The 26,244-nt window shown below is 54.9% G+C and carries 22 protein-coding genes; 11 read left to right on the top strand and 11 right to left on the bottom strand.

Annotated features, from left to right (window positions below):
- The first annotated feature begins 13 nt into the window (after positions 1-13).
- Positions 14-2,176 (top strand): YccS family putative transporter, encoded by a 2,163-nt coding sequence (yccS, locus tag L2Y28_RS07555; RefSeq protein WP_022647659.1) that lies wholly within the window; start codon positions 14-16, stop codon positions 2,174-2,176.
- On the opposite strand, the gene L2Y28_RS07550 is transcribed toward yccS, so the two are convergent.
- Complete coding sequence (locus L2Y28_RS07550) at positions 2,133-2,759, bottom strand: TfoX/Sxy family DNA transformation protein (RefSeq protein ID WP_022647658.1); 627 nt, start codon at positions 2,757-2,759, stop codon at positions 2,133-2,135. The two genes, yccS and L2Y28_RS07550, sit on opposite strands and share 44 nt — an antisense overlap.
- A gap of 217 nt (positions 2,760-2,976) precedes the next feature.
- Here L2Y28_RS07550 and sulA point away from each other — a divergent pair, with 217 nt between their 5' ends.
- Both sulA and ompA read left to right on the top strand, forming a co-directional pair.
- Positions 2,977-3,486, top strand: a complete 510-nt coding sequence (gene sulA, locus L2Y28_RS07545; protein ID WP_032610196.1) for an SOS-induced cell division inhibitor SulA — start codon at positions 2,977-2,979, stop codon at positions 3,484-3,486.
- A gap of 356 nt (positions 3,487-3,842) precedes the next feature.
- Positions 3,843-4,895 carry a porin OmpA gene (gene ompA / locus L2Y28_RS07540; protein ID WP_017694761.1) on the top strand — a complete coding sequence of 351 codons (1,053 nt, stop codon included), beginning with the start codon at positions 3,843-3,845 and terminating at the stop codon, positions 4,893-4,895.
- A 65-nt stretch (positions 4,896-4,960) separates the two neighbouring features.
- On the opposite strand, the gene matP is transcribed toward ompA, so the two are convergent.
- Positions 4,961-5,413: a macrodomain Ter protein MatP gene (gene matP, locus L2Y28_RS07535; RefSeq protein WP_006809347.1), complete on the bottom strand. Its 453-nt coding sequence runs from the start codon at positions 5,411-5,413 to the stop codon at positions 4,961-4,963.
- A gap of 186 nt (positions 5,414-5,599) precedes the next feature.
- Here matP and L2Y28_RS07530 point away from each other — a divergent pair, with 186 nt between their 5' ends.
- Entirely contained in the window at positions 5,600-7,360 is a 1,761-nt protein-coding gene (locus tag L2Y28_RS07530; RefSeq protein WP_236919580.1) for a Lon protease family protein, read from the top strand.
- A gap of 68 nt (positions 7,361-7,428) precedes the next feature.
- Positions 7,429-7,947 (top strand): bifunctional 3-hydroxydecanoyl-ACP dehydratase/trans-2-decenoyl-ACP isomerase, encoded by a 519-nt coding sequence (fabA, locus tag L2Y28_RS07525; RefSeq protein ID WP_022647655.1) that lies wholly within the window; start codon positions 7,429-7,431, stop codon positions 7,945-7,947.
- A gap of 71 nt (positions 7,948-8,018) precedes the next feature.
- On the opposite strand, the gene rmf is transcribed toward fabA, so the two are convergent.
- From rmf to rlmKL, 6 genes are all read right to left on the bottom strand, one after another.
- A complete protein-coding gene (gene rmf, locus L2Y28_RS07520; protein ID WP_003858162.1) occupies positions 8,019-8,186 on the bottom strand; it encodes a ribosome modulation factor in 168 nt (55 codons plus the stop codon).
- Between the two features lie 254 nt (positions 8,187-8,440).
- Positions 8,441-9,007: a membrane integrity-associated transporter subunit PqiC gene (gene pqiC / locus L2Y28_RS07515; RefSeq protein WP_022647654.1), complete on the bottom strand. Its 567-nt coding sequence runs from the start codon at positions 9,005-9,007 to the stop codon at positions 8,441-8,443.
- Positions 9,004-10,644, bottom strand: coding sequence for an intermembrane transport protein PqiB (pqiB, locus tag L2Y28_RS07510; RefSeq protein ID WP_022647653.1), 1,641 nt, complete (start codon positions 10,642-10,644; stop codon positions 9,004-9,006). Before pqiB ends, pqiC begins: the two co-directional genes overlap by 4 nt.
- Before the next feature lie 4 nt (positions 10,645-10,648).
- The gene (gene pqiA, locus L2Y28_RS07505; protein WP_022647652.1) at positions 10,649-11,902 is read right to left on the bottom strand and encodes a membrane integrity-associated transporter subunit PqiA; all 1,254 of its coding nucleotides are present in this window, start codon (positions 11,900-11,902) and stop codon (positions 10,649-10,651) included.
- A gap of 13 nt (positions 11,903-11,915) precedes the next feature.
- Positions 11,916-13,823 carry an ABC transporter ATP-binding protein gene (locus L2Y28_RS07500; protein WP_022647651.1) on the bottom strand — a complete coding sequence of 636 codons (1,908 nt, stop codon included), beginning with the start codon at positions 13,821-13,823 and terminating at the stop codon, positions 11,916-11,918.
- A gap of 12 nt (positions 13,824-13,835) precedes the next feature.
- Complete coding sequence (gene rlmKL, locus L2Y28_RS07495; protein WP_032622253.1) at positions 13,836-15,944, bottom strand: bifunctional 23S rRNA (guanine(2069)-N(7))-methyltransferase RlmK/23S rRNA (guanine(2445)-N(2))-methyltransferase RlmL; 2,109 nt, start codon at positions 15,942-15,944, stop codon at positions 13,836-13,838.
- 98 nt (positions 15,945-16,042) lie between these two features.
- Here rlmKL and L2Y28_RS07490 point away from each other — a divergent pair, with 98 nt between their 5' ends.
- Positions 16,043-17,152: a YcbX family protein gene (locus tag L2Y28_RS07490; RefSeq protein WP_022647649.1), complete on the top strand. Its 1,110-nt coding sequence runs from the start codon at positions 16,043-16,045 to the stop codon at positions 17,150-17,152.
- Here the strand turns inward: L2Y28_RS07490 and zapC are convergent.
- Both zapC and pyrD read right to left on the bottom strand, forming a co-directional pair.
- Positions 17,149-17,691 carry a cell division protein ZapC gene (gene zapC, locus L2Y28_RS07485; RefSeq protein ID WP_022647648.1) on the bottom strand — a complete coding sequence of 181 codons (543 nt, stop codon included), beginning with the start codon at positions 17,689-17,691 and terminating at the stop codon, positions 17,149-17,151. The two genes, L2Y28_RS07490 and zapC, sit on opposite strands and share 4 nt — an antisense overlap.
- Before the next feature lie 166 nt (positions 17,692-17,857).
- Positions 17,858-18,868 carry a quinone-dependent dihydroorotate dehydrogenase gene (pyrD, locus tag L2Y28_RS07480; protein ID WP_015570907.1) on the bottom strand — a complete coding sequence of 337 codons (1,011 nt, stop codon included), beginning with the start codon at positions 18,866-18,868 and terminating at the stop codon, positions 17,858-17,860.
- 249 nt (positions 18,869-19,117) lie between these two features.
- Here pyrD and ssuE point away from each other — a divergent pair, with 249 nt between their 5' ends.
- Genes ssuE through ssuB form a run of 5 tightly spaced genes read left to right on the top strand, consistent with a single transcriptional unit; the run spans position 19,118 to position 23,358 of the window.
- Complete coding sequence (ssuE, locus tag L2Y28_RS07475; protein ID WP_022647647.1) at positions 19,118-19,693, top strand: NADPH-dependent FMN reductase; 576 nt, start codon at positions 19,118-19,120, stop codon at positions 19,691-19,693.
- On the top strand, positions 19,686-20,648 hold the full coding sequence (locus L2Y28_RS07470; RefSeq protein ID WP_022647646.1) for a sulfonate ABC transporter substrate-binding protein: 963 nt from the start codon (positions 19,686-19,688) through the stop codon (positions 20,646-20,648). The genes ssuE and L2Y28_RS07470 overlap by 8 nt, the downstream gene beginning before the upstream one ends.
- A complete protein-coding gene (gene ssuD, locus L2Y28_RS07465) occupies positions 20,645-21,790 on the top strand; it encodes an FMNH2-dependent alkanesulfonate monooxygenase (RefSeq protein WP_017384817.1) in 1,146 nt (381 codons plus the stop codon). The genes L2Y28_RS07470 and ssuD overlap by 4 nt, the downstream gene beginning before the upstream one ends.
- A gap of 9 nt (positions 21,791-21,799) precedes the next feature.
- On the top strand, positions 21,800-22,591 hold the full coding sequence (gene ssuC / locus L2Y28_RS07460; RefSeq protein WP_022647645.1) for an aliphatic sulfonate ABC transporter permease SsuC: 792 nt from the start codon (positions 21,800-21,802) through the stop codon (positions 22,589-22,591).
- Complete coding sequence (gene ssuB, locus L2Y28_RS07455) at positions 22,588-23,358, top strand: aliphatic sulfonates ABC transporter ATP-binding protein (RefSeq protein WP_022647644.1); 771 nt, start codon at positions 22,588-22,590, stop codon at positions 23,356-23,358. Before ssuC ends, ssuB begins: the two co-directional genes overlap by 4 nt.
- An 89-nt stretch (positions 23,359-23,447) precedes the next feature.
- Here ssuB and pepN read toward each other — a convergent pair whose 3' ends face one another.
- On the bottom strand, positions 23,448-26,060 hold the full coding sequence (gene pepN, locus L2Y28_RS07450) for an aminopeptidase N (RefSeq protein ID WP_022647643.1): 2,613 nt from the start codon (positions 26,058-26,060) through the stop codon (positions 23,448-23,450).
- Positions 26,061-26,244 lie beyond the last annotated feature (184 nt).

Here is a 26,244-nt window from a genome sequence, read left to right as displayed (position 1 = left end):
ACTGGCCGCTCTCATGCTAAGCCCCCTGCTTCGTCGCTATACATGGAACAGTAACTGGCTGTATAACGTCAGGATATTTATCGCCCTCTGCGGCACCGTCGCTCTGCCGTGGTGGCTGAATGATGTGAAGCTCACCATCCCCCTCACGCTTGGGGTGGTGGCCGGCGCGCTGGCGGATCTCGACGACCGCCTGGCCGGTCGTTTGCGTAATCTGGTCATCACGCTGGTCTGCTTCTTTATTGCTTCCGCCTCCGTTGAGCTGCTTTTCCCGTGGCCCTGGCTGTTTGCCTTAGGGCTGACGGTGTCCACCAGCGGCTTCATTTTGCTCGGCGGCCTCGGGCAACGCTACGCCACTATCGCGTTTGGCGCCCTGCTGATTGCCATTTACACCATGCTGGGCGTCTCTCTTTACGATCAGTGGTATCAGCAACCGGTCCTGCTGCTATTGGGCGCTATCTGGTATAACCTGCTGACCTTAACCGGGCATCTTATTTTTCCGGTTCGTGCCTTACAGGACAACATTGCCCGCAGTTACGAACAGCTGGCCCACTATCTGGAGCTGAAATCCCGGCTGTTTGATCCGGATATCGAAGAGGACAGCCAGGCGCCCCTTTACGATCTGGCGCTGGCAAATGGCCAACTGGTCGCCACGCTGAATCAGACCAAAGCGTCCCTGCTCACCCGTCTGCGCGGCGATCGCGGTCAGCGCGGTACCCGGCGCACCCTGCACTACTACTTTGTTGCCCAGGATATTCACGAGCGCGCCAGCTCCTCGCATGTACAGTACGCTGATCTGCGCGAGAAATTCCGCTACAGCGACGTGATGTTCCGTTTCCAGCGTCTGCTGTCGATGCAGTCTCAGGCCTGCCAGCAACTTGCGCGCTCAATACTGCTGCGCACGCCCTATCAGCACGATCCTCGCTTTGAACGCGCATTCAGCCACCTGGATGCGGCGCTCGATCGCGTTCAGGCCAGTGGAACTTCGCCGGAACAGTTCAAAGCCCTGGGATTCCTGCTCAACAACCTGAGAGCCATCGATGCTCAGCTCGCCACCATTGAGTCTGAACAGGCGATGGCGATGCCGGGCAATGACGCTGACAACCAGCTTGCCGACGACAGTCTCAACGGTTTCAGCGATATATGGCTGCGCCTGAGCCGTCATTTTACGCCGGAATCCGCCCTCTTTCGCCATGCGGTAAGGATGTCGTTGGTACTGTGCGTCGGCTACGCGTTTATCCAGATAACAGGATTGCACCACGGCTACTGGATCCTGCTGACCAGCCTGTTCGTCTGCCAGCCGAACTATAACGCTACCCGCCATCGGCTCGCGCTGCGTATTGTCGGGACATTAGTCGGGGTCGCCATCGGACTGCCGGTGCTCTATTTTGTGCCTTCAGTAGAAGGGCAACTGATCCTGATTGTGATTACCGGGGTACTGTTCTTCGCCTTCCGCAATGTGCAGTATGCCCACGCCACGATGTTCATCACGCTGCTGGTTCTGCTCTGCTTCAATCTGCTGGGTGAAGGCTTTGAAGTGGCCCTCCCCCGTGTGATCGACACGCTTATCGGCTGCGCCATCGCCTGGGCGGCGGTGAGCTTTATCTGGCCGGACTGGCGTTTCCGAAATTTACCGCGCGTGTCCGACAGAGCAATGAACGCCAACTGCCGCTATCTGGACGCCATACTTGAGCAATACCATCAGGGTCGCGATAACCGTCTGGCCTATCGGATTGCCCGTCGCGATGCGCATAACACTGACGCAGAGCTGGCTTCCGTTGTCTCGAATATGTCAACTGAGCCGCGCGCCACGGCAGAAATCCGGGAGATAGCCTTCCGCCTGCTGTGTCTGAACCACACGTTCACCAGCTATATCTCTACCCTTGGCGCCCACCGAGAGAAACTGACGAATCCGGGCATCCTGGCACTACTGGACGATGCCGTTTGCTACGTTGATGATGCGCTTCATCATCAACCTGCGGATGAGCCACGGGTTCACCAGGCACTGGATGAACTGGTGCAACGTATCGCACACCTTGATCCAGGCACCGACAACAAAGCTCCGCTGGTCCTTCAGCAAATTGGCCTGCTTATCGCTTTGCTGCCGGAAATTTGTCGGCTGCGACAGCAGATCGCTACCTGGCGGAATGATGGCCCTGCGACTCAGGCAGCGCATTAAACCACTCCGTAAGCTCCCGGCGAATATCCGCCGGGAGTGCCGCTTCATGTAACCCTTCAATCGCGCCTTCAAGCGCGAACAATACCCGGATACTCAGCGCTTTATTCTTAGAGCGCATTTTCAGCCAGCTCGTCTTCGCCCCCAACTGTCGTAGCGTCTCTTCATTGGTAATGCCCGCCTCCATAAGCAGGACCTCAATCTGAAAGGTCAGGTTCGGCAGATCTTTAAGCCGGTTACGCTGATGGCGCTGGTAGCGCTCTTTCCTGGCGGCATCGAGCGCAAACGAGGAGAGCTGAAGCAGTTTTTCCCTGTTTTGCCACAGACCTTCATCCACACGGTAGTAATTAAGCAGCACAGGACGTCCTCGTTTCATCAGGGTCAGAACAGAGGACGCGTTTTTTACACAGTATTTTGCACTTTGCTCACAGGCGCGAAGGTAAAGCTCACCGTCAGACACCATCGCGAACACCGCTTCATCCACGGCCAGGGTATAACCGCCAAACAGGGCGCGATGATGAATTTCGCCCAGCGGAGAGAGGTATTCTTGAGATTGATAAATCCGATCATAAGATATCTTTTTCATGATAATTCCATTAAAAATCATACAGTAACCACGATATTTCTTAGTAACGGATCCGTTAGCAGGAAAATAGGCAACTTATTGCCGTTGGGCAAGATGATTTTTTCAGGTTCACCAGGAATGGATGAAATTTGCGAGTCGCTTTCCGAAAATGAGGTTGATCTTTATGCATACAGGGGTTACTGTATATCCATACAGTAACTACAGGGCTGGAATGAATATGTACACTTCAGGCTATGCAAATCACTTAACACCTTCTACTTCTGCCGCTGGCAATGCTGCGCAGAATTCTATCGGGCGTGAATCGACAGGGCTTATCAGTGAAGTGGTTTACCGTGAAGACCAGCCGCTGTTGACACAACTCTTACTCCTGCCGCTTTTGCAGCAGCTCGGGCAACAGTCTCGCTGGCAGCTCTGGCTGACGCCACAGCAAAAATTAAGTCGCGAATGGGTTCAGTCGGCTGGCCTGCCGTTAGCGAAGGTGATGCAGATTAATCAACTCTCCCCTTGCGATACGGTCGAGTCGATGGTCCGGGCATTACGTACCGGGAACTATAGCGTCGTGATTGGGTGGTTGCCTGAGGATCTGTCGCAAGAGGAACATTTGCGTCTGACTGAAGCGGCTGAAGAAGGTAACGCGATGGGTTTCATCATGCGGCCAGTTCGTGGAGATTCCTATCGCAGAGGACAACATCCCGGGCTAAAAATTCACTCAAATGTGTACCATTGAGTCATTTTAAGAGTTTTCCTGGAATTTTTTTCGACCGCAGTATGCAAAAAAAGTTCAACGCGCCAAAACTGCGGCAAGGCTTGTCTGACGCGGTTCTCGTTAATTTTACTGCACAAAATTCGTTCAAAAATTGTTAAATATTAGGTATACGGAACTTTTTTTTTCATATGCCTGACGGACTTCACACTTGTAAGTTTTCAGCTACGTTGTAGACTTTACATCGCCAGGGGTGCTCGGCCTAAGCCGAAGATATCGGTAGGTTTATATTTGACCACGCCCCCCGGTGAAGGATTTAACCGTGATTCCTCCGATGGAGATATTCATGGCAAATTTTGGATGATAACGAGGCGCAAAAAATGAAAAAGACAGCTATCGCGATTGCAGTGGCACTGGCTGGCTTCGCTACCGTAGCGCAGGCCGCTCCGAAAGATAATACCTGGTATGCAGGTGGTAAACTGGGCTGGTCTCAGTTCCATGACACCGGTTGGTACAACAGCAGCCTGAACAACGATGGCCCTACTCACGAGAGCCAGCTGGGTGCAGGTGCGTTCGGTGGCTATCAGGTTAACCCGTATGTTGGCTTTGAAATGGGTTACGACTGGTTAGGTCGTATGCCTTACAAAGGCGACAACGTAAATGGCGCTTTCAAAGCTCAAGGCGTACAGCTGACCGCTAAACTGGGTTACCCAGTAACTGACGATCTGGACGTGTACACCCGTCTGGGCGGCATGGTATGGCGTGCAGACTCCAGCAACAGCATCGCTGGTGACGACCACGATACTGGTGTTTCCCCAGTATTCGCTGGTGGCGTTGAGTGGGCAATGACCCGTGACATCGCTACCCGTCTGGAATACCAGTGGGTTAACAACATCGGTGACGGTGCTACCGTTGGTGTTCGTCCAGACAACGGCATGCTGAGCGTTGGTGTTTCTTACCGTTTCGGTCAGCAGGAAGATGCGCCAGTCGTAGCTCCAGCTCCGGCTCCAGCGCCAGAAGTACAGACCAAGCACTTCACTCTGAAGTCTGACGTTCTGTTCAACTTCAACAAAGCTACCCTGAAACCAGAAGGTCAGCAGGCACTGGATCAGCTGTACACCCAGCTGAGCAACCTGGATCCTAAAGACGGTTCTGTAGTGGTTCTGGGCTTCACCGACCGTATCGGTTCTGACGCTTACAACCAGGGTCTGTCTGAGAAACGTGCTCAGTCTGTAGTTGATTACCTGGTATCTAAAGGTATCCCAGCTAACAAGATCTCCCCACGTGGTATGGGCGAATCTAACCCAGTTACCGGTTCTACCTGTGACAACGTGAAACCACGCGCTGCACTGATCGACTGCCTGGCACCAGATCGTCGCGTAGAGATCGAAGTTAAAGGTATCAAAGACGTTGTAACTCAGCCTGCGGCATAAGTTATCGTCTTATAAAAAAACCCCGCCATGCGGGGTTTTTTATTATCTGAAGAAAAGTAAAAAGCTTATTTTTTACCTAACAGTGCCTGTAGATCGTTTTTCAACGTCGACATCTGGCTGGCATACTTCTCTTTGTGCTCGGCATCTTCAATCAGCTGCACCACCGTTTCCGACAGGGTTTTCCCGCGCCGTTGCGCAAGCCCGGCCAGACGCTGCCAGACCATGAATTCCAGGTCGATGGATTTCTTACGGGTGTGCTGATGCTCGGCATTGAAATGCCGTTTACGACGAGCACGGATAGTTTGCTTCATCCGGTTTAACAAGGCCGGATTAATGTGTTTCTCGATCCAGCCGTTGACCTGTACCGGTTCGTTTTCGAGGGTCAGCAACATATCCACAGCTTCTTGTGCCGCGCTGGCTTCGATGTAGCAGGTGATCAGCTCCCCTTCACGGTGCTTTTTGACCAGGTACTTCCATTTCCAGCCGCTTTCGAGGTTTTCCAGTTGTTGATATTTCATTGCGATCTCAGTGTTACCGTGTAACTCTGTTCAGAATATCAGTTTTTTGGCAATCTGCTGAAAAGAAATCATATCCTGTGAAACGTCGCAGGCGATCCGCATGACGAAAACCCGAATCCTGATTGGGCAGAGTGCGCCGCTTACGGTATACTCCACGGTTTTACTTCTGACTAAAAAACATCAACTTTGACCATTACGAAACTTGCATGGCGTGACCTGGTTCCGGATACCGAGAGCTATCAGGAGCTGTTTGCACAGCCAGACCTCACAAAAGAACACAAATTCATACTTAGCGAGACACAACCGCGTTTGCATTACGCGCTGGAGCAGATGTCATCCCCATGGGCTACATCTCCTTTCATGCTGCTCAAAGCCCCGGAAGAAGCCGAGTATCTGACGCTTCTCGGTGATGCCATGCGCCAGTTGCAGCCAAAAACGAATGCCGTTTTTGGTGGTCAGTATCATATTGCCGGTCGCGACGTGACATTCGAACCTGCCACGCAGGCAGATGGATTGTTCGCTGCAAAAGGCGAGGTGATCACCGCCAACTGGGTGGAAGCAGAACAGTTGTTCGGCTGCCTTCGTCAGTTCAATGGCGATGTTTCACTGCAACCCGGGCTGGTACACCGCGCTAATGGCGGCGTATTGCTCATCTCCCTTCGCACACTGCTTGCGCAGCCGCTGCTGTGGATGCGCCTGAAAACGGTGGTGACGCAGCAACGTTTTGACTGGGTAGGCTTCGACGATTCACGTCCTCTGCCTGTTTCCATTCCGTCTATGCCGCTGTCGCTGACCGTCGTGCTGACGGGTGACCGTGAATCACTGGCTGACTTCCAGGAAATGGAGCCAGAACTCGCGGAGCAGGCGGTTTACAGCGAATTTGAAGACAATATTCAGATTGTAGATGCCGATGACATGGCGCAGTGGTGTCAGTGGGTTATGGCCGTGGCGGAACGTTTTGCGCTGCCCTCACCTGCCGAGGATGCGTGGCCGGGCTTAATCCGCGAGGCCGTACGCTACACCGGCGATCAGGAAACCCTGCCGCTCTGTCCGCTCTGGATCGGCAAACAACTACGTGAAGTGGGCGTTATCAGCGGCAACGGTACGTTCAACGGTGAGCAACTGAGCCAGATGCTGGCCCAGCGTGAATGGCGCGAAGGCTATCTTGCTGACCGTATGCAGGATGAAATTCTGCTTGAACAGATTCTGGTGGAGACCGAAGGCGAACGTATCGGGCAAATCAATGCCTTGTCCGTCATCGAGTTCCCCGGGCACCCACGCGCCTTTGGTGAGCCTTCCCGTATCAGCTGTGTCGTACACATTGGTGACGGCGAATTTACCGATATCGAACGCAAGGCCGAACTGGGCGGAAACATTCATGCCAAAGGCATGATGATCATGCAGGCATTCCTGATGTCTGAACTTCAGCTCGAGCAGCAGATCCCCTTCTCTGCCTCGTTGACCTTTGAGCAGTCCTACAGTGAAGTCGACGGCGACAGCGCCTCAATGGCAGAGCTGTGCGCCGTGATCAGCGCGCTTGCAGACGTGCCGATTAACCAGAATATTGCGATTACCGGGTCCGTGGATCAGTTTGGCCGTGCCCAACCGGTGGGCGGACTGAATGAGAAAATCGAAGGCTTCTTCGCAATCTGCCAGCAGCGCGGTTTAAACGGCAAACAGGGCGTGATTATTCCGGCACCTAACGCTCGCCATTTGAGCCTGAGCCAGGCGATTCTGGATGCGGTAGAGCAGGAACAATTCACTGTCTGGGCCATCGAAGGGGTTGAGGATGCACTACCCTTACTGACAAACCTGGTCTGGGACGGCGAAGGCCAGACAACCCTGATGCAGACCATTCAGGAACGTATAGCTCAGGCGACACAGCAGGATGCTCGTCATCGTTATCCGTGGCCGTTACGCTGGTTAAGTTGGTTTAGTGCGAACTGATCGGACTTGTTCAGCGTACACGTGTTAGCTATCCTGCGTCCTTCACTAAAATAAGGCTTACTGAGAACATGGTAGATAAACGCGAATCCTATACTAAAGAAGACCTTCTTGCCTCTGGTCGCGGTGAACTGTTTGGCGCGAAAGGCCCGCAGTTACCAGCCCCAAATATGCTGATGATGGACCGTGTCGTGAAAATGACCGAAACCGGCGGCAACTTTGATAAGGGTTACGTAGAAGCAGAACTCAATATCAACCCGGACCTGTGGTTCTTCGGTTGCCACTTTATTGGCGATCCGGTAATGCCTGGCTGCCTGGGCCTCGATGCTATGTGGCAGCTGGTTGGCTTCTATCTGGGCTGGCTTGGCGGTAAAGGCAAAGGCCGTGCGCTGGGCGTAGGCGAAGTGAAATTCACCGGTCAGGTTCTGCCTACCGCGAAGAAAGTCACCTACCGTATCCATTTCAAACGCATCGTTAACCGCCGTCTGATTATGGGCCTGGCGGACGGTGAAGTGCTGGTTGATGGTCGTCTGATCTATACCGCGAACGACCTGAAAGTGGGTCTGTTCCAGGATACCTCCGCTTTCTGATAACGGCTTTTAGCCCCTTCCAGAAAGGCGAAACCTCCGCATTGCGGAGGTTTCTTTTTAAAGAGACGGTATCAAGCAAGTACTGCCCTGTCTCCGATGGCTTCTCGCCAGCCCCCTAGCCATTGGGACCTTTGATTCAGGGCCTGATAGGGACACATTTCTTTAGAACGTCCGGCGATGCCAGCCTGATAACCACGTTGATGAGCCCTTTCCAGGCGATCTCGTTTCTGTCTCTTCATGCCTCGTTTCCCTCATTCTTTTGTCTGGTGGAAAGAAAACAGTGGTTGCAATATGTGCAAGCACAGTTAACGAATACCCCGAATCTGCGTCAGCGTCAACGTTCAAAATTCATACGGGTGTCATATTTGTGAGCTACATGGAAGATCGTTTGTACAAAAAGTGTGATGCGGGACAAGTAACAACCTGAACGTAAAACGAAAAAAAAGCCGCAATCAGCAAGAAGCTGAGTGCGGCTTTCGTCGATGAATTTTACTTATGGCAGGCGGGAAATCTCTCTTGCTATAGTAGCCGACTCCTGTGCCCATCCCTGCGCAAGTACTTTCACCATTTCGTCATAGCCATCTTTCTGCTGCTTGAGTTCAAGATGGAAAGGACGCTTAATCAGCTGACCCTGGTGATTCAGCAGCCACTCCCCGCTGATAACAACGGCACCATCATAGCGGCCATGGAATCCCGTCACGTTAACATTCAGAGTGTCCTGATCGCTTCCCAGAGGCTGCGAGGCAACGACCCAACCGGGGAGCTGGCTGCTCAGATTCGCCACCAGCGTATTGCGTAGCTGCTGATCCAGCGGGCTGGCCCACAGGTTATTGTTGGCGATTACGTACTGCACATCGCTGGTCTGGTAGACCACCCCGTTGCCCGCCAGGTAATCTGGCACGGCAACCTGCTCAACCCACAGCAGACGGCTGCCCTGCGAGGCACTGCTCTGCGCCCCCGACTGCGCGCTTAACGGCAGCTGGTAGTAGCTTTTGTTATCGCTTCCAGAGCTACAGGCCGTTAATACCAGTGCGCCTGCGATGATTAGCCATTTTTTCATTGTTTCGCCCTCTTAGGCTCAGGATCCTTTTTATCTTTCGCTTCAAACACCAGCGCGTTGCTCTTTTCATTGAGCGTTTTCAGAACGGGCTGTAGCTCGCGTAAAACCTGATCAAGACGTTGCATATCCGCCACCATCTTGTTGTAGGCCGCTGAGCCCGGCTGGAAGCCCTGCATACTGCGATTCAGTTCACGCAACGTTTTCTGCATATCCTGCGGCAGCTGCTGCATGGACTGGTTGGCCGTGATCTTGTTGATATTATCCAGGGTGGTTTGCAGACGTTGCATCGTCGCCTGGCTCTGATGCAGTGATCCCGTCGCAGCCTCAAGCATTGGATTCAGCGGCAGATTGTTGATCTTATCCAGCGTTTCCATCAGACGCTGTTGGATCTGCGCCAGGCCACTGCTGACCGTAGGAATGATTTTGTAGCCGCCAAATTCACGGACTCCCGTCATAGGTGGCGCTTTTGGATAGAAGTCCATATCGACATACAACGCCCCTGTCACCAGGTTGCCGGTTTTCAGCGAGCCACGCAGACCGCGATTCATCAGGTCGCTGATATGCTCCCCAATATCCTGATCCTCACCAATCTGGTTAATTAAACGCTCAGGCTCAATGCGTATCAGCACCGGAATACGATAATCATCATCAAGCATTTGCTTGAGTCCCGGAACAAAGTAAGGCACTTGCCCCACTGTACCCAGACGGATACCGCGGAACTCAACTGGCGCTCCTGGCTGCAAGCCGCGTACAGAGTCCTTAAAGAACATCAGATAATCGATGTGATCGGTATAGAGCGCATCCTGAATGCTTTTTTGATCGTCAAACAGTCTGAAGGCGGTTTTTTCCGCCACCGGTTGTCCCAGATCTATACCTTCCGGCACGTCAAAACTGACGCCCCCACCAAACAGCGTGGTGAGTGAACCCATCTCAACGCGCATCCCCGCAGAGGTGAGATCCACAGCGATCCCACTGTCTTTCCAGAAACGAACGTTACTGGTCACCAGTCGGTCATTAGGCGCATTGATAAATAGCTGATAGCTGATGGTCCGTTTTTGCGGATCGAAGGTGCTCGTTTCAACCGAACCGACACGATACCCACGGAACAGCACCGGATCGCCCGGCGAGAGCTGGCCCGCTTTTTTGCTGTCCAGAATGACGCGGATCCCTTTTGCATCCGGTGGCGCAAGCGGCGGTGAATCCAGCAACTGATAGTTTGCTGGCTGGGCGCCTTTATTGCCGGGCTGGAGTTCAATGTAAGCCCCTGACAATAGCGTCCCTAAGCCGCTGATCCCTTCTCTTCCGACCTGCGGTTTCACCACCCAAAAAACGGAATCTTCATGGAGCAGTTTTTCCATGCCAGCATTCAGGCGGGCCTTAATTTCAACATGGGTTAAATCATCCGTCAGGGTCGCGCTTTCCACGACACCCACATCCACGCTGCGGCTCTTGATGGTGGTTTTTCCGCCCTCAATTCCCTCTGCATTGGTGGTAATTAGCGTGACTTCCGGTCCCTGATGGCTGTAATGATAAAACAGGATCCATGCACCGATCAGCGCGGTCACGATGGGGAAAATCCACACCGGCGACCAGTTTCTGACCTTCTGCACTTTAGCCTCTCCACTCTTATTTTCCATGCTCTTACTCTTCCTCATGGCTTGAATCGGGCTCACGATCCCACGATAAACGAGGGTCGAAGGTCATGGCCGCAAACATGGTCATAATGACGACCAAAGCAAACATCAGCGCTCCCATAGCGGGATAAATACTCATCAGCCCACCCATACGCACCAGCGCTGAGAGAACCGCAATCACGAACACGTCAATCATCGACCAGCGGCCAACAAATTCCACGACCTCATAAATCAGATGCATGCGCTCACTGTCACGCTTACCGTGCCCTTTTGCATCCCAGCAAAGCCAGGCAATGGCAATCATCTTTAAGGTCGGAACCATAATGCTGGCGAGAAATATGACGCCTGCAACAGGGTATGACCCTTCGCTCCACAGCAAAATCACCCCGGCAAGGATGGTCGAGGGCATTCTGTCGCCGAGCAGATCGGTGATCATGATCGGCAAAATATTGGCGGGCAGATAAAGCATGACAGAGGTCACCAGCAGCGCCATGGTCCATTGCAGGCTATTTTTGCGTCGGACGTGACCTTTTGTTTCACAGCGGGGACACACCTCGACATCCGCGGGCAGCACGGCGGTGCAGCAGGAGCAGGAGCGCAGCCCCTGACGGATACCCGGTACGCCCACCTTTACCGTCTGCGAGAGCGTCGGTGCCGGGGCAATATCGTCCCAGGTCCATCGTCGGTCCACGCACTGGAAAGCGCGCAGTTGCAGCACGCAATACAGACACCACGGAATAAAGCTGCTGCCAATCCCCACATCGCCGTAGGCCATCAGCTTCACGAAGCTGACCAGGATACCCGCCAGAAAAATTTCCGCCATCCCCCAGCTTTTTAGCTGGAACAGGATCCGCGCGAGTTTGATTTTAAGGGCGGTGGGCATCCTGACGCGATTGACCAGTAGCAGAATGACGACCAGGCAAAAAGCCGGGACTATCTGCACGAACAGAAGAAAGAAGGTGCCAAGGCTGGCGTAATCTTCCGAGAACATCACGCCTGGAATTTCCAGTAACTCCACCTGGCTTACCATCCCACCCACTTTCATAGAGATGAAAGGGAAGAGATTGGAGAGTAGTAACATGAACAGGGCTGCCAGTGCGTAAGCCGTAGGACGCTGCCTTGGCGCGTCCCACTCGGTCGTCAGCGTAGCTCCGCAGCGCGGGCAGGCAGCCTTATGTCCGTGACCAAGCTCTGGCAACGCCACGAGCATATCGCATTGCGAGCATAAAATATGCCGATCGGCATGGTGCTGGTCACACATAGATTATCCCTGTTTATGCGCCGTTTTTCAGAGACTCAAGGTACTCCCAGCGCTCAAATGCCTCTTCCAGCGCCTGCTCGGCCTGGGAGAGTTCAGCCAATACTTTCTGAGTATAGTCGTGAGGCTGCGTAAAGAATGACGCATCAGCGACCTGAATTTGCAGTGCTTCCAGTGCCGCTTCCAGCTCTTCCAGACGCTGCGGCAGTCCTTCCAGCTCGCGCTGCAAGTTATAGCTCATTTTAGCAGGAGACTTTTTGACAGTTTCTGCTTTCACAACAACAGGTTCAGCGACATTTTTGGTCTTCGCCTGTTTTTGCGCCAGCGACTGCGATTGCTGTCCACGCGCGTCATGATAGCCGCCCACATATTGACCGATGCGTCCTTCGCCTTCGAAGATCCAGCACTCGGTCACGGTGTTATCGACAAATTGACGATCGTGGCTGACCAGCATCACGGTTCCCTGATAGCCATCAATCAACTCTTCCAGCAGTTCCAGCGTTTCGACATCCAGATCGTTCGTCGGTTCATCGAGAATCAGTAAGTTACTGGGTTTCAGGAACAGGCGCGCCAGTAAAAGACGGTTACGCTCACCGCCGGACAGCGCGCGCACAGGCGTCAGGGCGCGTTTTGGGTGGAACAGGAAGTCCTGAAGGTAGCCCAGCACGTGACGCGGCTTGCCGTTAACCATCACCTCCTGTTTACCCTCTGCGAGGTTGTCCATCACCGTACGGTCCGGATCCAGCTCTGCGCGATGCTGGTCAAAGTACGCTACTTCCAGCTTGGTACCACAGTGAATACGACCGCTGTCTGCCTGCAACTGGCCCAGCATCAGTTTCAACAGCGTGGTTTTGCCGCAGCCGTTTGGACCAATAAGCGCAATTTTGTCGCCACGCTGAACCTGTGCGGAGAAATCGTTCACCAGCACTTTGCCGTCAACCGAATAATTCACGTTCTCCATTTCGAAGACAATCTTGCCCGAGCGGGACGCCTCTTCCACCTGCATTTTGGCGCTACCCATGACTTCACGGCGTTCGCTACGTTCGCGGCGCATCGCCTTCAGGGCGCGAACGCGGCCTTCATTACGGGTACGACGCGCCTTGATGCCCTGACGGATCCATACCTCTTCCTGCGCCAGCTTGCGGTCGAACTCGGCGTTTTGCAGCTCTTCCACGCGCAGGTTCTCTTCTTTCTCCAGCAGATAGGTATCGTAATCGCCCGGATAGGTCACCAGCTTGCCGCGGTCGAGGTCGACAATGCGCGTGGCCATGTTGCGGATGAACGAACGGTCGTGGGAGATGAAGATAATGGTGCCATTGAAAGTTTTCAGGAACCCTTCCAGCCAGTCAATCGCTTCGATATCCAGGTGGTTCGTTGGTTCGTCCAGCAGCAGTACCCTGGGCCCGCTCACCAGGGCACGGCCCAGCGCGGCTTTACGCAGCCAGCCGCCGGAGAGCGCCGACAGCTCCATATCCGCTTCCAGGCCAAGCTGAGCCAGCACTTCGTTAATGCGGTTTTCCAGCTGCCACAGGCCATGGTGATCGAGCATCTCCTGCACTTTTGCCAGCTCGTTGAGATTTTTGTCGCTCGGGTCGGTCATGACCAGATGCGAAATCTCGTGGTAGCGCTTGAGGTATTCCGCCTGCTCTGAAATTCCTTCGGCAACAAAATCGTACACGCTGCCGGTAACGTTACGCGGCGGATCCTGTTGCAGACGAGAGACGACCAGATCCTGCTCGTAAACAATACGGCCGTCGTCCAGCCCCTGCTCACGGTTGAGGATTTTCATCAGCGTCGATTTACCTGCGCCGTTACGGCCGACCAGACAGACGCGCTCGTTATCTTCGATATGCAGCTCTGCATTATCGAGAAGCGGTGAGTCGCTGAAAGAGAGCCACGCGCCGTGCATACTAATTAAAGACATTTATTTTTCCTTTCAGACCGCGGAGATCAGCCAGCAGTTGTGGATTTGACGGTTACGGGCAAAGTCCTGAGACAGCGTTTTTTGGCTGATTTCTTGTGCTTTAAGTCCCAGTTCGGCCAGGCCGTCGTGATCCATGCGGAATCCGCGCTTGTTATTCGAGAACATAATGGTGCCGCCTTTACGCAGCAGACGCTTCAGGTCGGTCATCAGGCGCAGGTGATCGCGTTGAACGTCAAAGCTATCCTCCATACGCTTGGAGTTAGAGAAGGTCGGCGGATCGATAAAGATCAGGTCAAACTGCTCGTCGGTATCGCGCAGCCAGCCCAGCACGTCGGCCTGTAACAGGCGATGCTGACGACCGGTTAAGCCGTTAAGACGCAGGTTGCGCTCTGCCCACTCCAGATAAGTACGGGACATATCGACCGTGGTGGTACTACGCGCCCCACCAAGCCCTGCATGAACGCTGGCGCTGCCGGTATAGGAGAACAGGTTCAGGAAGTCTTTGCCCTTACTCATCTGGCCCAGCATGCGGCGGGCGATGCGGTGATCGAGGAACAGACCGGTATCAAGGTAATCGGTCAGGTTAACCCACAGGCGCGCGTTATATTCGCCCACTTCGATGAAGTCGCCCTTCTCGCCCATCTTCTGATACTGGTTTTTGCCTTTCTGACGCTCACGGGTTTTCAGCACCAGCTTGTTTGGCGAAATGCCGAGTACGGCGATGGTGGCCGCAATCACATCCAGCATACGCTGACGCGCTTTTTGCGCATCAATGGTTTTCGGCGGGGCGTATTCCTGAACCACCACCCAGTCTGCATAGCGGTCAACCGCCACGTTGTATTCCGGCAGGTCAGCGTCGTAAAGGCGATAACATTCGATGCCTTCCTGCTTCGCCCACTTCTCAAATTTCTTCAGGTTTTTGCGCAGACGGTTGGCATAATCTTCCGCCACGCCAGACGGTTTGCTGTCCGCTGCTATCTCTGCCAGATGGTAGTTTTTCTGCACGCAGTCCAGCGGGCCGTTTTTCGCCTTGAACTGGCGATCGGCACGTAATTGCAGGCAGCTCAGCAGCTCCGGCGAGGCGCTAAACAGGGAGAGGTTCCAGCCGCCGAAATGCGCTTTCATGTTGCGGCCCAGCAGGCTGTGTAGCGCAATCAGCGCTGGCTCGCTGCCAAGACGCTCACCATACGGCGGGTTGCTGATCACCGTACCGTACGGGCCTTTTGGCAGCGGATTGGTCAGGTTCGCCACATCTTTGACGTCGAAGGTCACCAGCTCACCGATACCGGCACGACGGGCGTTGCTGCGCGCGCGTTCAATCACCCGTGGGTCGTTGTCCGAACCGTAAAAGTGAGAGGTGTACTCCGCCAGCCCTTTACGGGCACGGGTCTGCGCGTCGTCTTTGACCTCTTTCCAGAGGGCTTCATCGTGCTGCGCCCAGCCTTTGAAGCCCCACTGTCCACGATGCAGCCCTGGCGCGCGGTCGGTGGCCAGCATCGCGGCTTCAATCAGCAGCGTACCGGAACCGCACATTGGATCGAGCAACGGCGTACCCGGCTGCCAGCCGGAGCGCATCACGATAGCGGCGGCCAGTGTCTCTTTGATTGGGGCCATGCCGGTGCGATCGCGATAGCCGCGCAGATGCAGGCCTGCGCCGCTCAGATCCAGGGAAATACTGGCAGTGTCGCCGTTCAGCCAGACGTTGATACGCAGATCCGGGTTTTCACGATCTACGTTCGGACGTTCTCTATTACGACGCGTGAAGCAGTCCACAATGGCGTCTTTGACGCGCAGGGCGCCGTACTGGCTGTTGCGGATCTCATCGTTGACGCCGTTGAAATGCACCGCAAAGGTGGCGTCCGGGGTGAAGATCTCTGTCCAGTCGATCATCTGTACGCCGGTGTAGAGATCAAGATCGCTGTAGACCTTGCACTCTTTCATCGGCAGCATGATGCGCGACGCCAGACGGCTCCACATCAGGCTCTGGTAAATAAGCCGCGTGTCGCCCTCAAAATGGACACCACCCTGAACCACCTGGCACTCTTTCGCGCCCAGGGTTTCCAGTTCAGTTTTTAACAGCTCTTCCAGCCCACGGGCCGTACTGGCAAACAGAGAATTCATATCGTCACTTTTACTCATAGAAAATTGTCGCGCATTATAGCTAATATGGCGTGTATGTCATAAAGTTGAAGGCTTATTTTATTTAGCGGGAGTGTGCAGTGGCGACGTTATCCAGGCTTTTTATTCATCCGGTGAAATCCATGCGTGGTATCGGCGTGACGCACGCGCTGGCCGATATGAGCGGATTCGCCTTCGATCGTATTTTTATGATCACCGAGCCTGACGGTACGTTCATCACCGCACGTCAGTTCCCGCAGATGGTTCGCTTTACGCCTTCCCCGCTTCATGACGGATTGCATTTGACCGCGCCAGACGGTTCAAGCGTCGTGATCCGCTTTGCTGATTTTGCGCCGGTTGAAGCACCAACGGAAGTGTGGGGCAATCATTTTACCGCGCGTATCGCGCCGGATAACATTAACCAGTGGCTGAGCGGCTTTTTCTCACGTGACGTTCAGCTGCGCTGGGTTGGGCCTGCGCTGACTCGTCGCGTGAAACGCCACGACGCGGTTCCCCTCTCCTTTGCGGATGGTTTTCCCTTCCTGCTGACCAGCGAGGCCTCGCTGCGTGATTTACAAACCCGTTGCAAAGCCAGCGTGCAGATGGAGCAGTTTCGCCCGAATCTGGTGGTGACCGGAGCGGATGCCTGGGATGAAGATACCTGGAAAGTGATCCGCATCGGCAGCGTTATCTTTGATGTCGTGAAGCCGTGCAGCCGCTGTATTTTTACCACCGTCAGCCCGGAGAAAGGCCAGAAACACCCTTCCGGCGAACCGCTGAAAACCTTGCAGTCATTTCGTACCGCGCAGGATAACGGTGATGTCGACTTCGGCCAGAACCTGATCCCCCGCTCCAGCGGCGTAATCCGCGTGGGCGACGAGGTCGAAATTCTTACCCGCGGGCCTGCAAGAGTGTACGGCGCAGGCCAGGAAGAAGAAATGGTTGACGTTGTCACCAACGTCGCTTCCGCGGTGGATATTCACTGGGAAGGCAAAGTTATTCGTGGTAACAATCAGCAGGTGCTACTGGAACAGCTGGAGCAGGCGGGTATCCGCGTACCTTATTCCTGTCGCGCGGGGATTTGCGGATGCTGTCGCATTAAACTGGTCGATGGTGAAGTGAGTGCCCTGAAGAAATCTGCGATTGGCAGTGACGGCACGATCCTGTGCTGTAGCTGTGTACCGAAAACATCCGTACAGCTGGAAGCTTAAACCGCCTGTTCGAGGCTGAAGGAATCGACGCGCAGCTGAGGCTTCAGCCTGTCATTCATCACTTTGATGGCATCACCTAACTGCATGACTCGCCCGGCAATGGTCACGCCGGGTTGGGCCAGCAAACAGAGCGCAGCGTTTTCACCGGGTTCAACCACCAGCAAATTCACCTCTTCTTCGGTATCGCTCAGATTGACGCTGGCCGCATCGCCGATAGCCGGGGTCCAGCTCATACCGTGCGCGAGGAAATGCCAGCTTTTCGGCATTTGTGGTTTCAGGAAACGGATCGCCACCAGCGCATTTAGTACCAGTTCAGCGCGCTGTTCTTTGGAGAGATTGAAGTCGCGGCATTTTTCTTCAAAAGAGAAATAGAGTGCAGCGTCGTCAACGCAAAAGCCTGAGGGAGCAAACGCGTCTGGCGTTAACATTCGGCGCGCAAAACGAGAGCGAAACAACATGCCATTGGCTAAGTCGAGCATCATACGGTCATGCTCGTCACAAAAATACCAGCACCAGTTATCGTCAGGTTTAATTCGCATGTTTCTCTCCCGTCCCCAAAACGTCCTGTACTAAAAATGTCCTGTTTGCCGCTTCGCTTATAACACTAGTAATAAAAGACTATAATGTCTAAATAAGCAACAATGACGGAATATAAAACAACCAGGGCTGGAAATAAAGCCCTGGTTGTCTGATTAAGAGAAAAGATTAGATATGCGTGACAATTTCTTTAATCAATGGCGGCCCTTTAAAAATAAAGCCGGAATAAATTTGCACCAGTGAAGCCCCTGCCGCCATCTTCTCACGTGCAGCGATGACGGAGTCAATGCCACCCACGCCAATAATCGGCAGCTGGCCTTTTAATTCCGCGGAGAGTGCGCGAATAATTTCGGTGCTTTTTAATTGTACCGGACGGCCACTTAATCCACCCGCTTCGTCACAGTTTTTCATTCCCTGGACGAGGGAGCGATCGAGCGTTGTATTGGTCGCAATCACACCATCAATATTATGGCGAACTAAACTGTCGGCAACCTGGATCAATTCCTCTGCCGAAAGATCCGGGGCGATCTTAACCGCGACCGGAACATATTTATGGTGGATCGCCTGTAGTGCCGTTTGTTTATTTTTAATGGCGCTAAGAAGATCGTCAAGCGCTTCGCCATATTGTAATGAACGCAGCCCTGGGGTGTTAGGCGAGGATATATTCACCGCGATATAACCGGCATAGGCATAGACTTTTTCCATACAAATCAGATAGTCATCTTTACCCTGCTCGACTGGCGTGTCTTTATTTTTGCCAATATTAATACCCAGCACACCATCAAAATGGGCTTTCTTAACGTTCTCAACCAGATGATCGACGCCAAGGTTATTAAAGCCCATGCGGTTGATCAGCCCCTCGGCTTCAACCAGGCGGAACAGACGTGGCTTGTCATTTCCCGGCTGCGGACGCGGCGTCACCGTCCCGATTTCGATCGAGCCAAAGCCCATCGCACCGAGTGCATCAATGCATTCGCCATTTTTGTCCAGACCGGCCGCAAGGCCCAGTGGATTTTTGAACGTCAGGCCCATGCATTGGACAGGTTTTTCCGGCACGTTTTGACGCACCAGCGCGGCCAGAGGCGTTCCTGTAATACGACGTAACTGCTGAAATGTAAATTCATGAGCGCGCTCAGGATCGAGCTGGAAAAGGGCTTTACGAACGAAGGGGTAGTACATGAACTCTCCTGGATTCCCGGTGTGCAAACCGGGAGGGGATTATGTGCGATCCTGCCCGGAAAGGGAATTGACCTGTGGCAAAAAAAGCCATGTAAAACGCAATCGTTTACTTATCGGTTCGCTTCTTATGCTTTTTTCTGCATTCATCCTGAGGATAAATCATTTAGTGGAATAACCACGCAATGTCACACTCCTGAAAATTGTTATGAATGTTAGATAAAAGCAAACAATTAGTTATAAGGAGCAACCATGCGCGTCATTACCCTGGCCGGAAGCCCCCGCTTCCCCTCTCGATCCAGCGCACTGCTGGAATACGCTCGCGAAAAGCTTAATGCTCTGGATGTCGAAGTGTGTCACTGGAATTTGCACAATTTCGCGCCTGAAGATCTGCTCTACGCACGTTTCGACAGCCCGGCGCTGAAAACCCTGATCGAACAACTTAAGCGTGCTGACGGGTTGGTCGTCGCGACACCAATTTATAAAGCCTCTTTTTCCGGTGCACTGAAAACGCTGCTCGATCTGCTGCCCGAACGCGCGCTGGACGGTAAGGTCGTCCTGCCGCTGGCCACAGGCGGTACGGTAGCCCATTTACTGGCGGTGGATTATGCCCTCAAGCCGGTTCTGAACGCGCTGAAAGCGCAGGAGATCCTGCATGGCGTCTTCGCTGACGACTCACAGGTAATCGACTACCAGCATAAACCGCATTTCACGCCGAATCTGCAAACCCGCCTCGACAGCGCGCTTGAAACCTTCTGGCACGCCCTTAATCGTCGGGATCGCCACGCGGCGGCATTTCATCAATCACAAGGAGTGGCGCATGTTTAAAACAGTTACCCGTATCGGGCTGGCAGGTCTGCTGGCAGTGGCATCGCTGGCTCAGGCGGCGGAGAAAACGCCGGAGAGCCTGCGTATCGGTTATCAGAAAGGCAGCGTCAGCATGGTGCTGGCGAAAAGCCATGCGTTGCTGGAGAAACGTTTCCCGCAGACCAAATTCTCATGGGTCGAGTTCCCTGCCGGACCGCAGATGCTGGAGGCGCTGAACGTCGGGAGTATTGATTTAGGCAGCACCGGCGATATCCCGCCGATCTTTGCCCAGGCGGCCGGGGCGGATCTGGTTTACGTTGGCGTTGAACCCGCCAAGCCGAAGGCAGAGGTTATTTTGGTGCCGGAAAACAGCGAGATCAAAAGCGTCGCCGATCTCAAAGGCCATAAGGTTGCTTTCCAGAAAGGTTCCAGCTCGCACAACCTGCTGCTGCGCGCGTTGCAGGAGGCCGGCCTTAAATTCACCGATATCCAGCCCGTTTACCTGACGCCTGCCGATGCGCGCGCGGCGTTTCAGCAAAAAAATGTTGATGCCTGGGCTATCTGGGATCCGTACTACTCCGCCGCACTGTTGCAGGGCGGTGTGCGGGTGCTGAAAGACGGCACCACCCTGAAGCAAACCGGTTCGTTCTACCTGGCGGCACGTCCTTACGCTGAAAAAAATGGCGCATTTATTCAGCAGGTGCTGGATACCTTCTCTCAGGCCGATGCGCTGACCCAAAGCCAGCGTCAGCAGAGCATCACGCTGCTGGCAAAAACCATGGGCCTGCCTGAACCGGTGATCGCCACCTATCTTGACCACCGTCCTCCCACCACCATAGCGCCGGTTGACGCCCACGTTGCCGCCCTCCAGCAGCAAACGGCAGACCTCTTTTATCAAAACCGCCTGGTTCCAAAGCAGGTGAATATTCGCGAACGCATCTGGCAACCCGCTGGCATTGAAGGAAAAAAATCATGAGTCTGAATCTTTTCTGGTTTTTACCCACCCACGGTGATGGACACTATCTTGGCACAGAAGAAGGCGCCCGCCCGGTCGATCACGGCTATCTACAGCAGATCGCCCAGGCGGCAGACCGCATCGGTTTTACCGGGGTGCTGATCCCGACGGGCCGTTCATGTGAGGACGCGTGGCTGGTTGCCGCGTCGATGATCCCCGTCACCCAGCGCCTGAAATTCCTGGTAGCCTTGCGCCCAAGCGTGGTGTCGCCCACCGTCGCGGCACGCCAGGCGGCAACGCTGGACAGGCTCTCCAACGGCCGCGCGCTGTTCAACCTGGTGACGGGCAGCGATCCGCAGGAGCTGGCGGGCGATGGCGTTTTTCTCGATCATACCGAGCGCTATGAAGCCTCCGCAGAGTTCACCCGCGTCTGGCGACGTCTGCTGGAAGGGGAAACCGTCACCTTCGAAGGAAAACATATTCACGTTCGCGATGCGCAACTCTACTTCCCGCCGGTACAACAGCCGCGCCCTCCCCTTTATTTCGGCGGATCGTCGGACGTGGCGCAGGAGCTGGCGGCTGAGCAGGTCGATCTCTATCTGACCTGGGGCGAGCCACCGGAGCTGGTTAAAGAGAAAATTGCTCAGGTACGCGCCAAAGCCGCAGAACATGGCCGTACGGTGCGCTTCGGCATTCGCCTGCACGTGATCGTACGCGAAACCAACGACGAGGCCTGGCAAGCTGCCGACCGTCTGATCGCTCATCTGGACGACGACACTATCGCCAAAGCACAGGCGGCGTTTGCCAAAACCGACTCAGTGGGCCAACACCGAATGGCCTCCCTGCACAACGGCAAGCGTGAAAATCTTGAGATCAGCCCGAACCTGTGGGCCGGGGTGGGTCTGGTGCGTGGCGGCGCCGGTACGGCGCTGGTCGGCGACGGTCCAACCGTAGCGGCACGCATTAATGAATACGCGGCGCTGGGGATCGACAGCTTTATCCTGTCTGGCTACCCGCATCTGGAGGAGGCCTACAAGGTGGGTGAACTGCTCTTCCCGCACCTGGATGTCGCTATCCCGGAAATTCCGCAGCCACGTCAGCTTCAGTTGCAGGGCGAAGCCGTGGCGAATGCGTTTATCCCGAGAAAAGTCGCGCAAAGTTAAGGAGCCACCATGTCTGAAACCGCACAAAAATGGCTGCTGCGCGCCGCGCCGTGGTTTCTGCCCGTCGGCATTGTCCTCGTCTGGCAACTGGCGTCTTCAACTGGCTGGCTGTCGAGCCGTATTTTGCCCTCTCCGGAGGGCGTTGTGGAAGCGTTCTGGTCGCTAAGCGCCAGCGGTGAGCTGTGGCAACATCTTGCCATCAGCTCCTGGCGCGCGGTAATCGGCTTTTCGATTGGCGGGAGCATCGGCCTGACGCTGGGGCTGATCAGCGGCCTGTCCCGCTGGGGTGAGCGGCTGCTGGATACCTCCGTTCAAATGCTGCGTAACGTGCCGCATCTGGCGCTTATTCCGCTGGTTATCCTGTGGTTCGGCATTGATGAGAGCGCCAAAATTTTCCTCGTGGCGCTGGGAACATTATTCCCGATTTATATCAATACCTGGCATGGGATCCGCAATATCGATCGCGGTCTGGTTGAGATGGCCCGCAGCTATGGCCTGTCAGGTTTTGCCCTGTTTACCCATGTGATCCTGCCGGGCGCCCTGCCCTCCATTATGGTTGGGGTACGTTTTGCGCTCGGCCTGATGTGGCTAACCCTGATCGTGGCGGAAACCATTTCGGCCAACTCCGGCATTGGTTATCTGGCGATGAACGCCCGCGAGTTCCTGCAAACGGACGTGGTGGTGGTTGCCATTATCCTTTATGCCCTGCTCGGCAAACTTGCGGACGTCAGCGCCCAGTGGCTGGAACGTAGCTGGCTGCGCTGGAACCCGGCCTACACCGCTCAGGAGGCGAAAGCATGAATACTGCACGACTGAACCAGGGAACACCGTTACTGCTGAACGGCGTGACCAAACGCTACGGCGACAACACCATTCTGAATGCACTGGATCTGCATATTCCTGCCGGACAGTTTGTGGCCGTTGTTGGCCGCAGCGGTGGCGGCAAGAGTACCCTGCTGCGTCTTTTAGCCGGGCTGGAGGCGCCAAACAGCGGTGACATTCTGGCAGGCACCACGCCGCTGTCCACGATTCAGGATGATACGCGCATGATGTTTCAGGACGCGCGTCTGCTGCCGTGGAAAACGGTGATGGATAACGTCGGGCTGGGCCTGAAGGGTAGCTGGCGGGAGGATGCCCGGCAGGCACTCGCCGCCGTCGGGCTGGAGAATCGCGCGGGAGAGTGGCCTGCGGCCCTGTCGGGTGGACAAAAGCAGCGCGTGGCCCTGGCACGCGCGCTGATTCATCGTCCCGGTCTGCTGCTGCTTGATGAACCGCTCGGCGCGCTTGATGCCCTGACGCGGATCGAGATGCAGGATCTGATTGAAACCCTCTGGCAGACGCACGGCTTTACGGTGCTGCTGGTGACGCATGACGTAAGCGAAGCTGTGGCAATGGCAGACAGGGTGCTGTTAATAGAAGAGGGTAAAATTGGTCTGGATCTGACGGTGGATATTCCACGTCCTCGCCGGGTGGGATCGGCCAGACTGGCGGAGCTGGAGGCGGAAGTGCTGGATAGAGTGATGAAACGTGGAGAAGCGGAGATTCAGCGGATAAAGGCTAATGCCTGATGCCCTCACCCCGGCCCTCTTCAACAGGGAGCACGGCGCAAGGGCAAATCGTAGGCCCGGTAAGCGAAGCGCCACCGGGCTTTTTTACATCAGGCCAGCGCCTTTGTAATCTTCTCGTACAGATCGCCAGACAAATTTTCCAGCCCTTTCAGCTGCTCAAGTGCGGCACGCATTTTCGCCTGACGCTGCGCATCGTAGCGTTTCAGGCGGATCAGCGGCTCAATCAGACGAGACGCCACCTGCGGGTTACGGCTGTTCAGCTCGGTCAGCATTTCAACCATGAACTGATAACCGCTGCCGTCTTCAGCATGGAACGCGGCCGGGTTGCTGCTGGCAAACGCGCCAATCAGGGAGCGGACGCGGTTCGGGTTGCTCATGGTGAACGAACGGTGCTTCAGCAGGCTGCGTACGTTGCTGAGTACATCGGCTGCCGGGCTGGTGGCCTGAAGAATGAACCACTTGTCCATTACCAGACCATCCTGATGCCACCTGTCGTCGTACTCCTGCATCAGCGCATCGCGGCACGGCAGCTCGGCGGCAACGCTTGCAGCCAGCGCGGCCAGCGCATCCGTCATGTTATCGGCTTCGTGGTACTGCTTGCTGACCAGCGTGTTCGCCAGCTCTGCCTCACCAAATGCCAGATAGCGCAGGCAGGTATTGCGCAGGGAACGTTTACCGATATCCGCATGTTCCACCCGATACGCGTCCAGCTTGTTGGCGTTGTAAATTGCGAGGAATTCATCTGCCAGTTCGGTCGCCAGCGTGCGGGTCAGCGCTTCACGCACGGCGACGATCGCAATGGGGTCAATGATGTCAAACAGCTCGGCGATTTCAGTCGCAGACGGCAGCGTCAAAATTTCAGCCGCCAGCGCCGGGTCAATATTCTCATCCAGCAGGATGGCACGGAAGGCGTCTGCCACATGAACCGGCAGCGTCAGCGGCTGGCCCTGCTGGTAACGGTTGACGTTCAGCTTGATGTAGGTCGCCAGCAGGCTTTGTGCCGCATCCCAGCGCGAGAAATCGTTGCGCGCGTGACGCATCAGGAACGTCAGCTGCTGATCGCTCCACTTATATTCGAGTTTCACCGGCGCGGAGAATTCGCACAGCAGGGCAGGAACGGGCTGGAAATAGACGTTATCGAAGATAAAGGTCTGCTCTGCCTGGGTCACGTTCAGCACGTTATGCACCGGGTGGCCGCCCTTCTGTAACGGGATCACGTTGCCTTCGTTGTCGTACAGCTCAACGCTGAACGGAATGTGCAGCGGATGTTTCTCTTCCTGCTCCGCCGTTGGCGGCGTGCGCTGGCTGATGGTCAGCGTGTACTGCTCGGTTTCCGGGTTGTAGTCGTCTTTGACCGTCACAATCGGCGTACCGGCCTGGCTGTACCAGCGGCGGAAATGAGACAGATCGACGTTAGAGGCGTCTTCCATCGCCTGAACAAAATCGTCGCAGGTGGCCGCACTGCCGTCATGACGCTCGAAGTAAAGCTGCATCCCTTTCTGGAAATTCGCTTCGCCCAGCAGGGTGTGGATCATGCGGATAATTTCAGCGCCTTTTTCGTACACCGTCAGGGTGTAGAAGTTATTCATCTCAATGACTTTATCCGGGCGGATCGGATGGGCCATTGGGCTGGCATCTTCTGCAAATTGCAGACCACGCATGGTGCGCACATTGTTGATGCGGTTCACTGCCCGCGATCCCAGATCGGAGCTGAACTCCTGATCGCGGAAGACGGTTAAGCCCTCTTTCAGGCTCAGCTGGAACCAGTCGCGGCAGGTGACGCGGTTCCCGGTCCAGTTATGGAAATATTCGTGGCCGATAACGCGTTCGATATCGAGGTAATCTTTATCCGTTGCGGTATCGGTACGCGCCAGCACGTATTTGGAGTTGAAGATGTTAAGACCTTTATTCTCCATCGCGCCCATATTGAAGAAATCGACAGCAACGATCATATAGATGTCGAGGTCATATTCGAGGCCAAAGCGCGTTTCATCCCACTTCATGGAGTTGATGAGGGAGGTCATTGCCCACGGGGCGCGGTCAAGGTTGCCACGGTCCACGAACAGCTCCAGCGCGACTTCACGGCCAGAGCGCGTTTTAAAGGTGTCGCGCAGAACATCGAAATCGCCCGCCACCAGCGCAAACAGGTAGCAGGGTTTAGGGAACGGATCCTGCCACTGTACCCAGTGACGGCCATTCTCCAGTTCCCCTTCACCAATCCGGTTGCCGTTGGAAAGCAGGTACGGGTACAGCGTTTTGTCGGCAATAATTTTGGTGGTAAAGCGCGCCAGGACGTCCGGGCGATCCAGATACCAGGTAATGTGGCGGAACCCTTCGGCTTCACATTGGGTGCACAGGGCTACGCCTGACTGGTAAAGCCCTTCCAGCGCGGTATTGGCGGCAGGGCTGATTTCATTCACGATGCGCAGGGTAAAGCGTTCCGGCAGGTTGTCGATGACCAGCTGGTTGCCTTCTTCTTTATAGTCTGACCAGGCTTCATCATTAATATGCAGGGAAACCAGCGTCAGGTCTTCACCATCCAGACGCAGCGGCACGGCTGTCGCGCTCTGGCGCGTCACCTGGCTTACCGCCGTCACGACGGTTTTTGTGGCATCCAGGTCGAAGGTCAGATCGATATCGCTTATCAGGTAATCCGGCGCACGGTAGTCGTGGCGGTATTTAGCTTGTGGCTGTTGTGTCATAGAAAACCTTATGCATCGTTTGTCGAGTAACGATTCAATATATTCCGGTTGTGTAAAACGCGCTATGCAGAATGTTCATCTTTTCAGGCACAACGCCGTTTTTGCTACATTTTTATAACACGGGGCACGAAATGCGCTCGACCATAAAGTGTGCTTATGTTGTGATCGGGGTTCAATAAATCAC

This window comes from Enterobacter sp. JH25 (genome assembly GCF_021725435.1).
Lineage (GTDB): Bacteria > Pseudomonadota > Gammaproteobacteria > Enterobacterales > Enterobacteriaceae > Enterobacter > Enterobacter intestinihominis.
The sequence above is the reverse complement of the archived record's forward strand: the minus strand, read 5'-3'. Positions and strand labels throughout refer to the sequence as shown.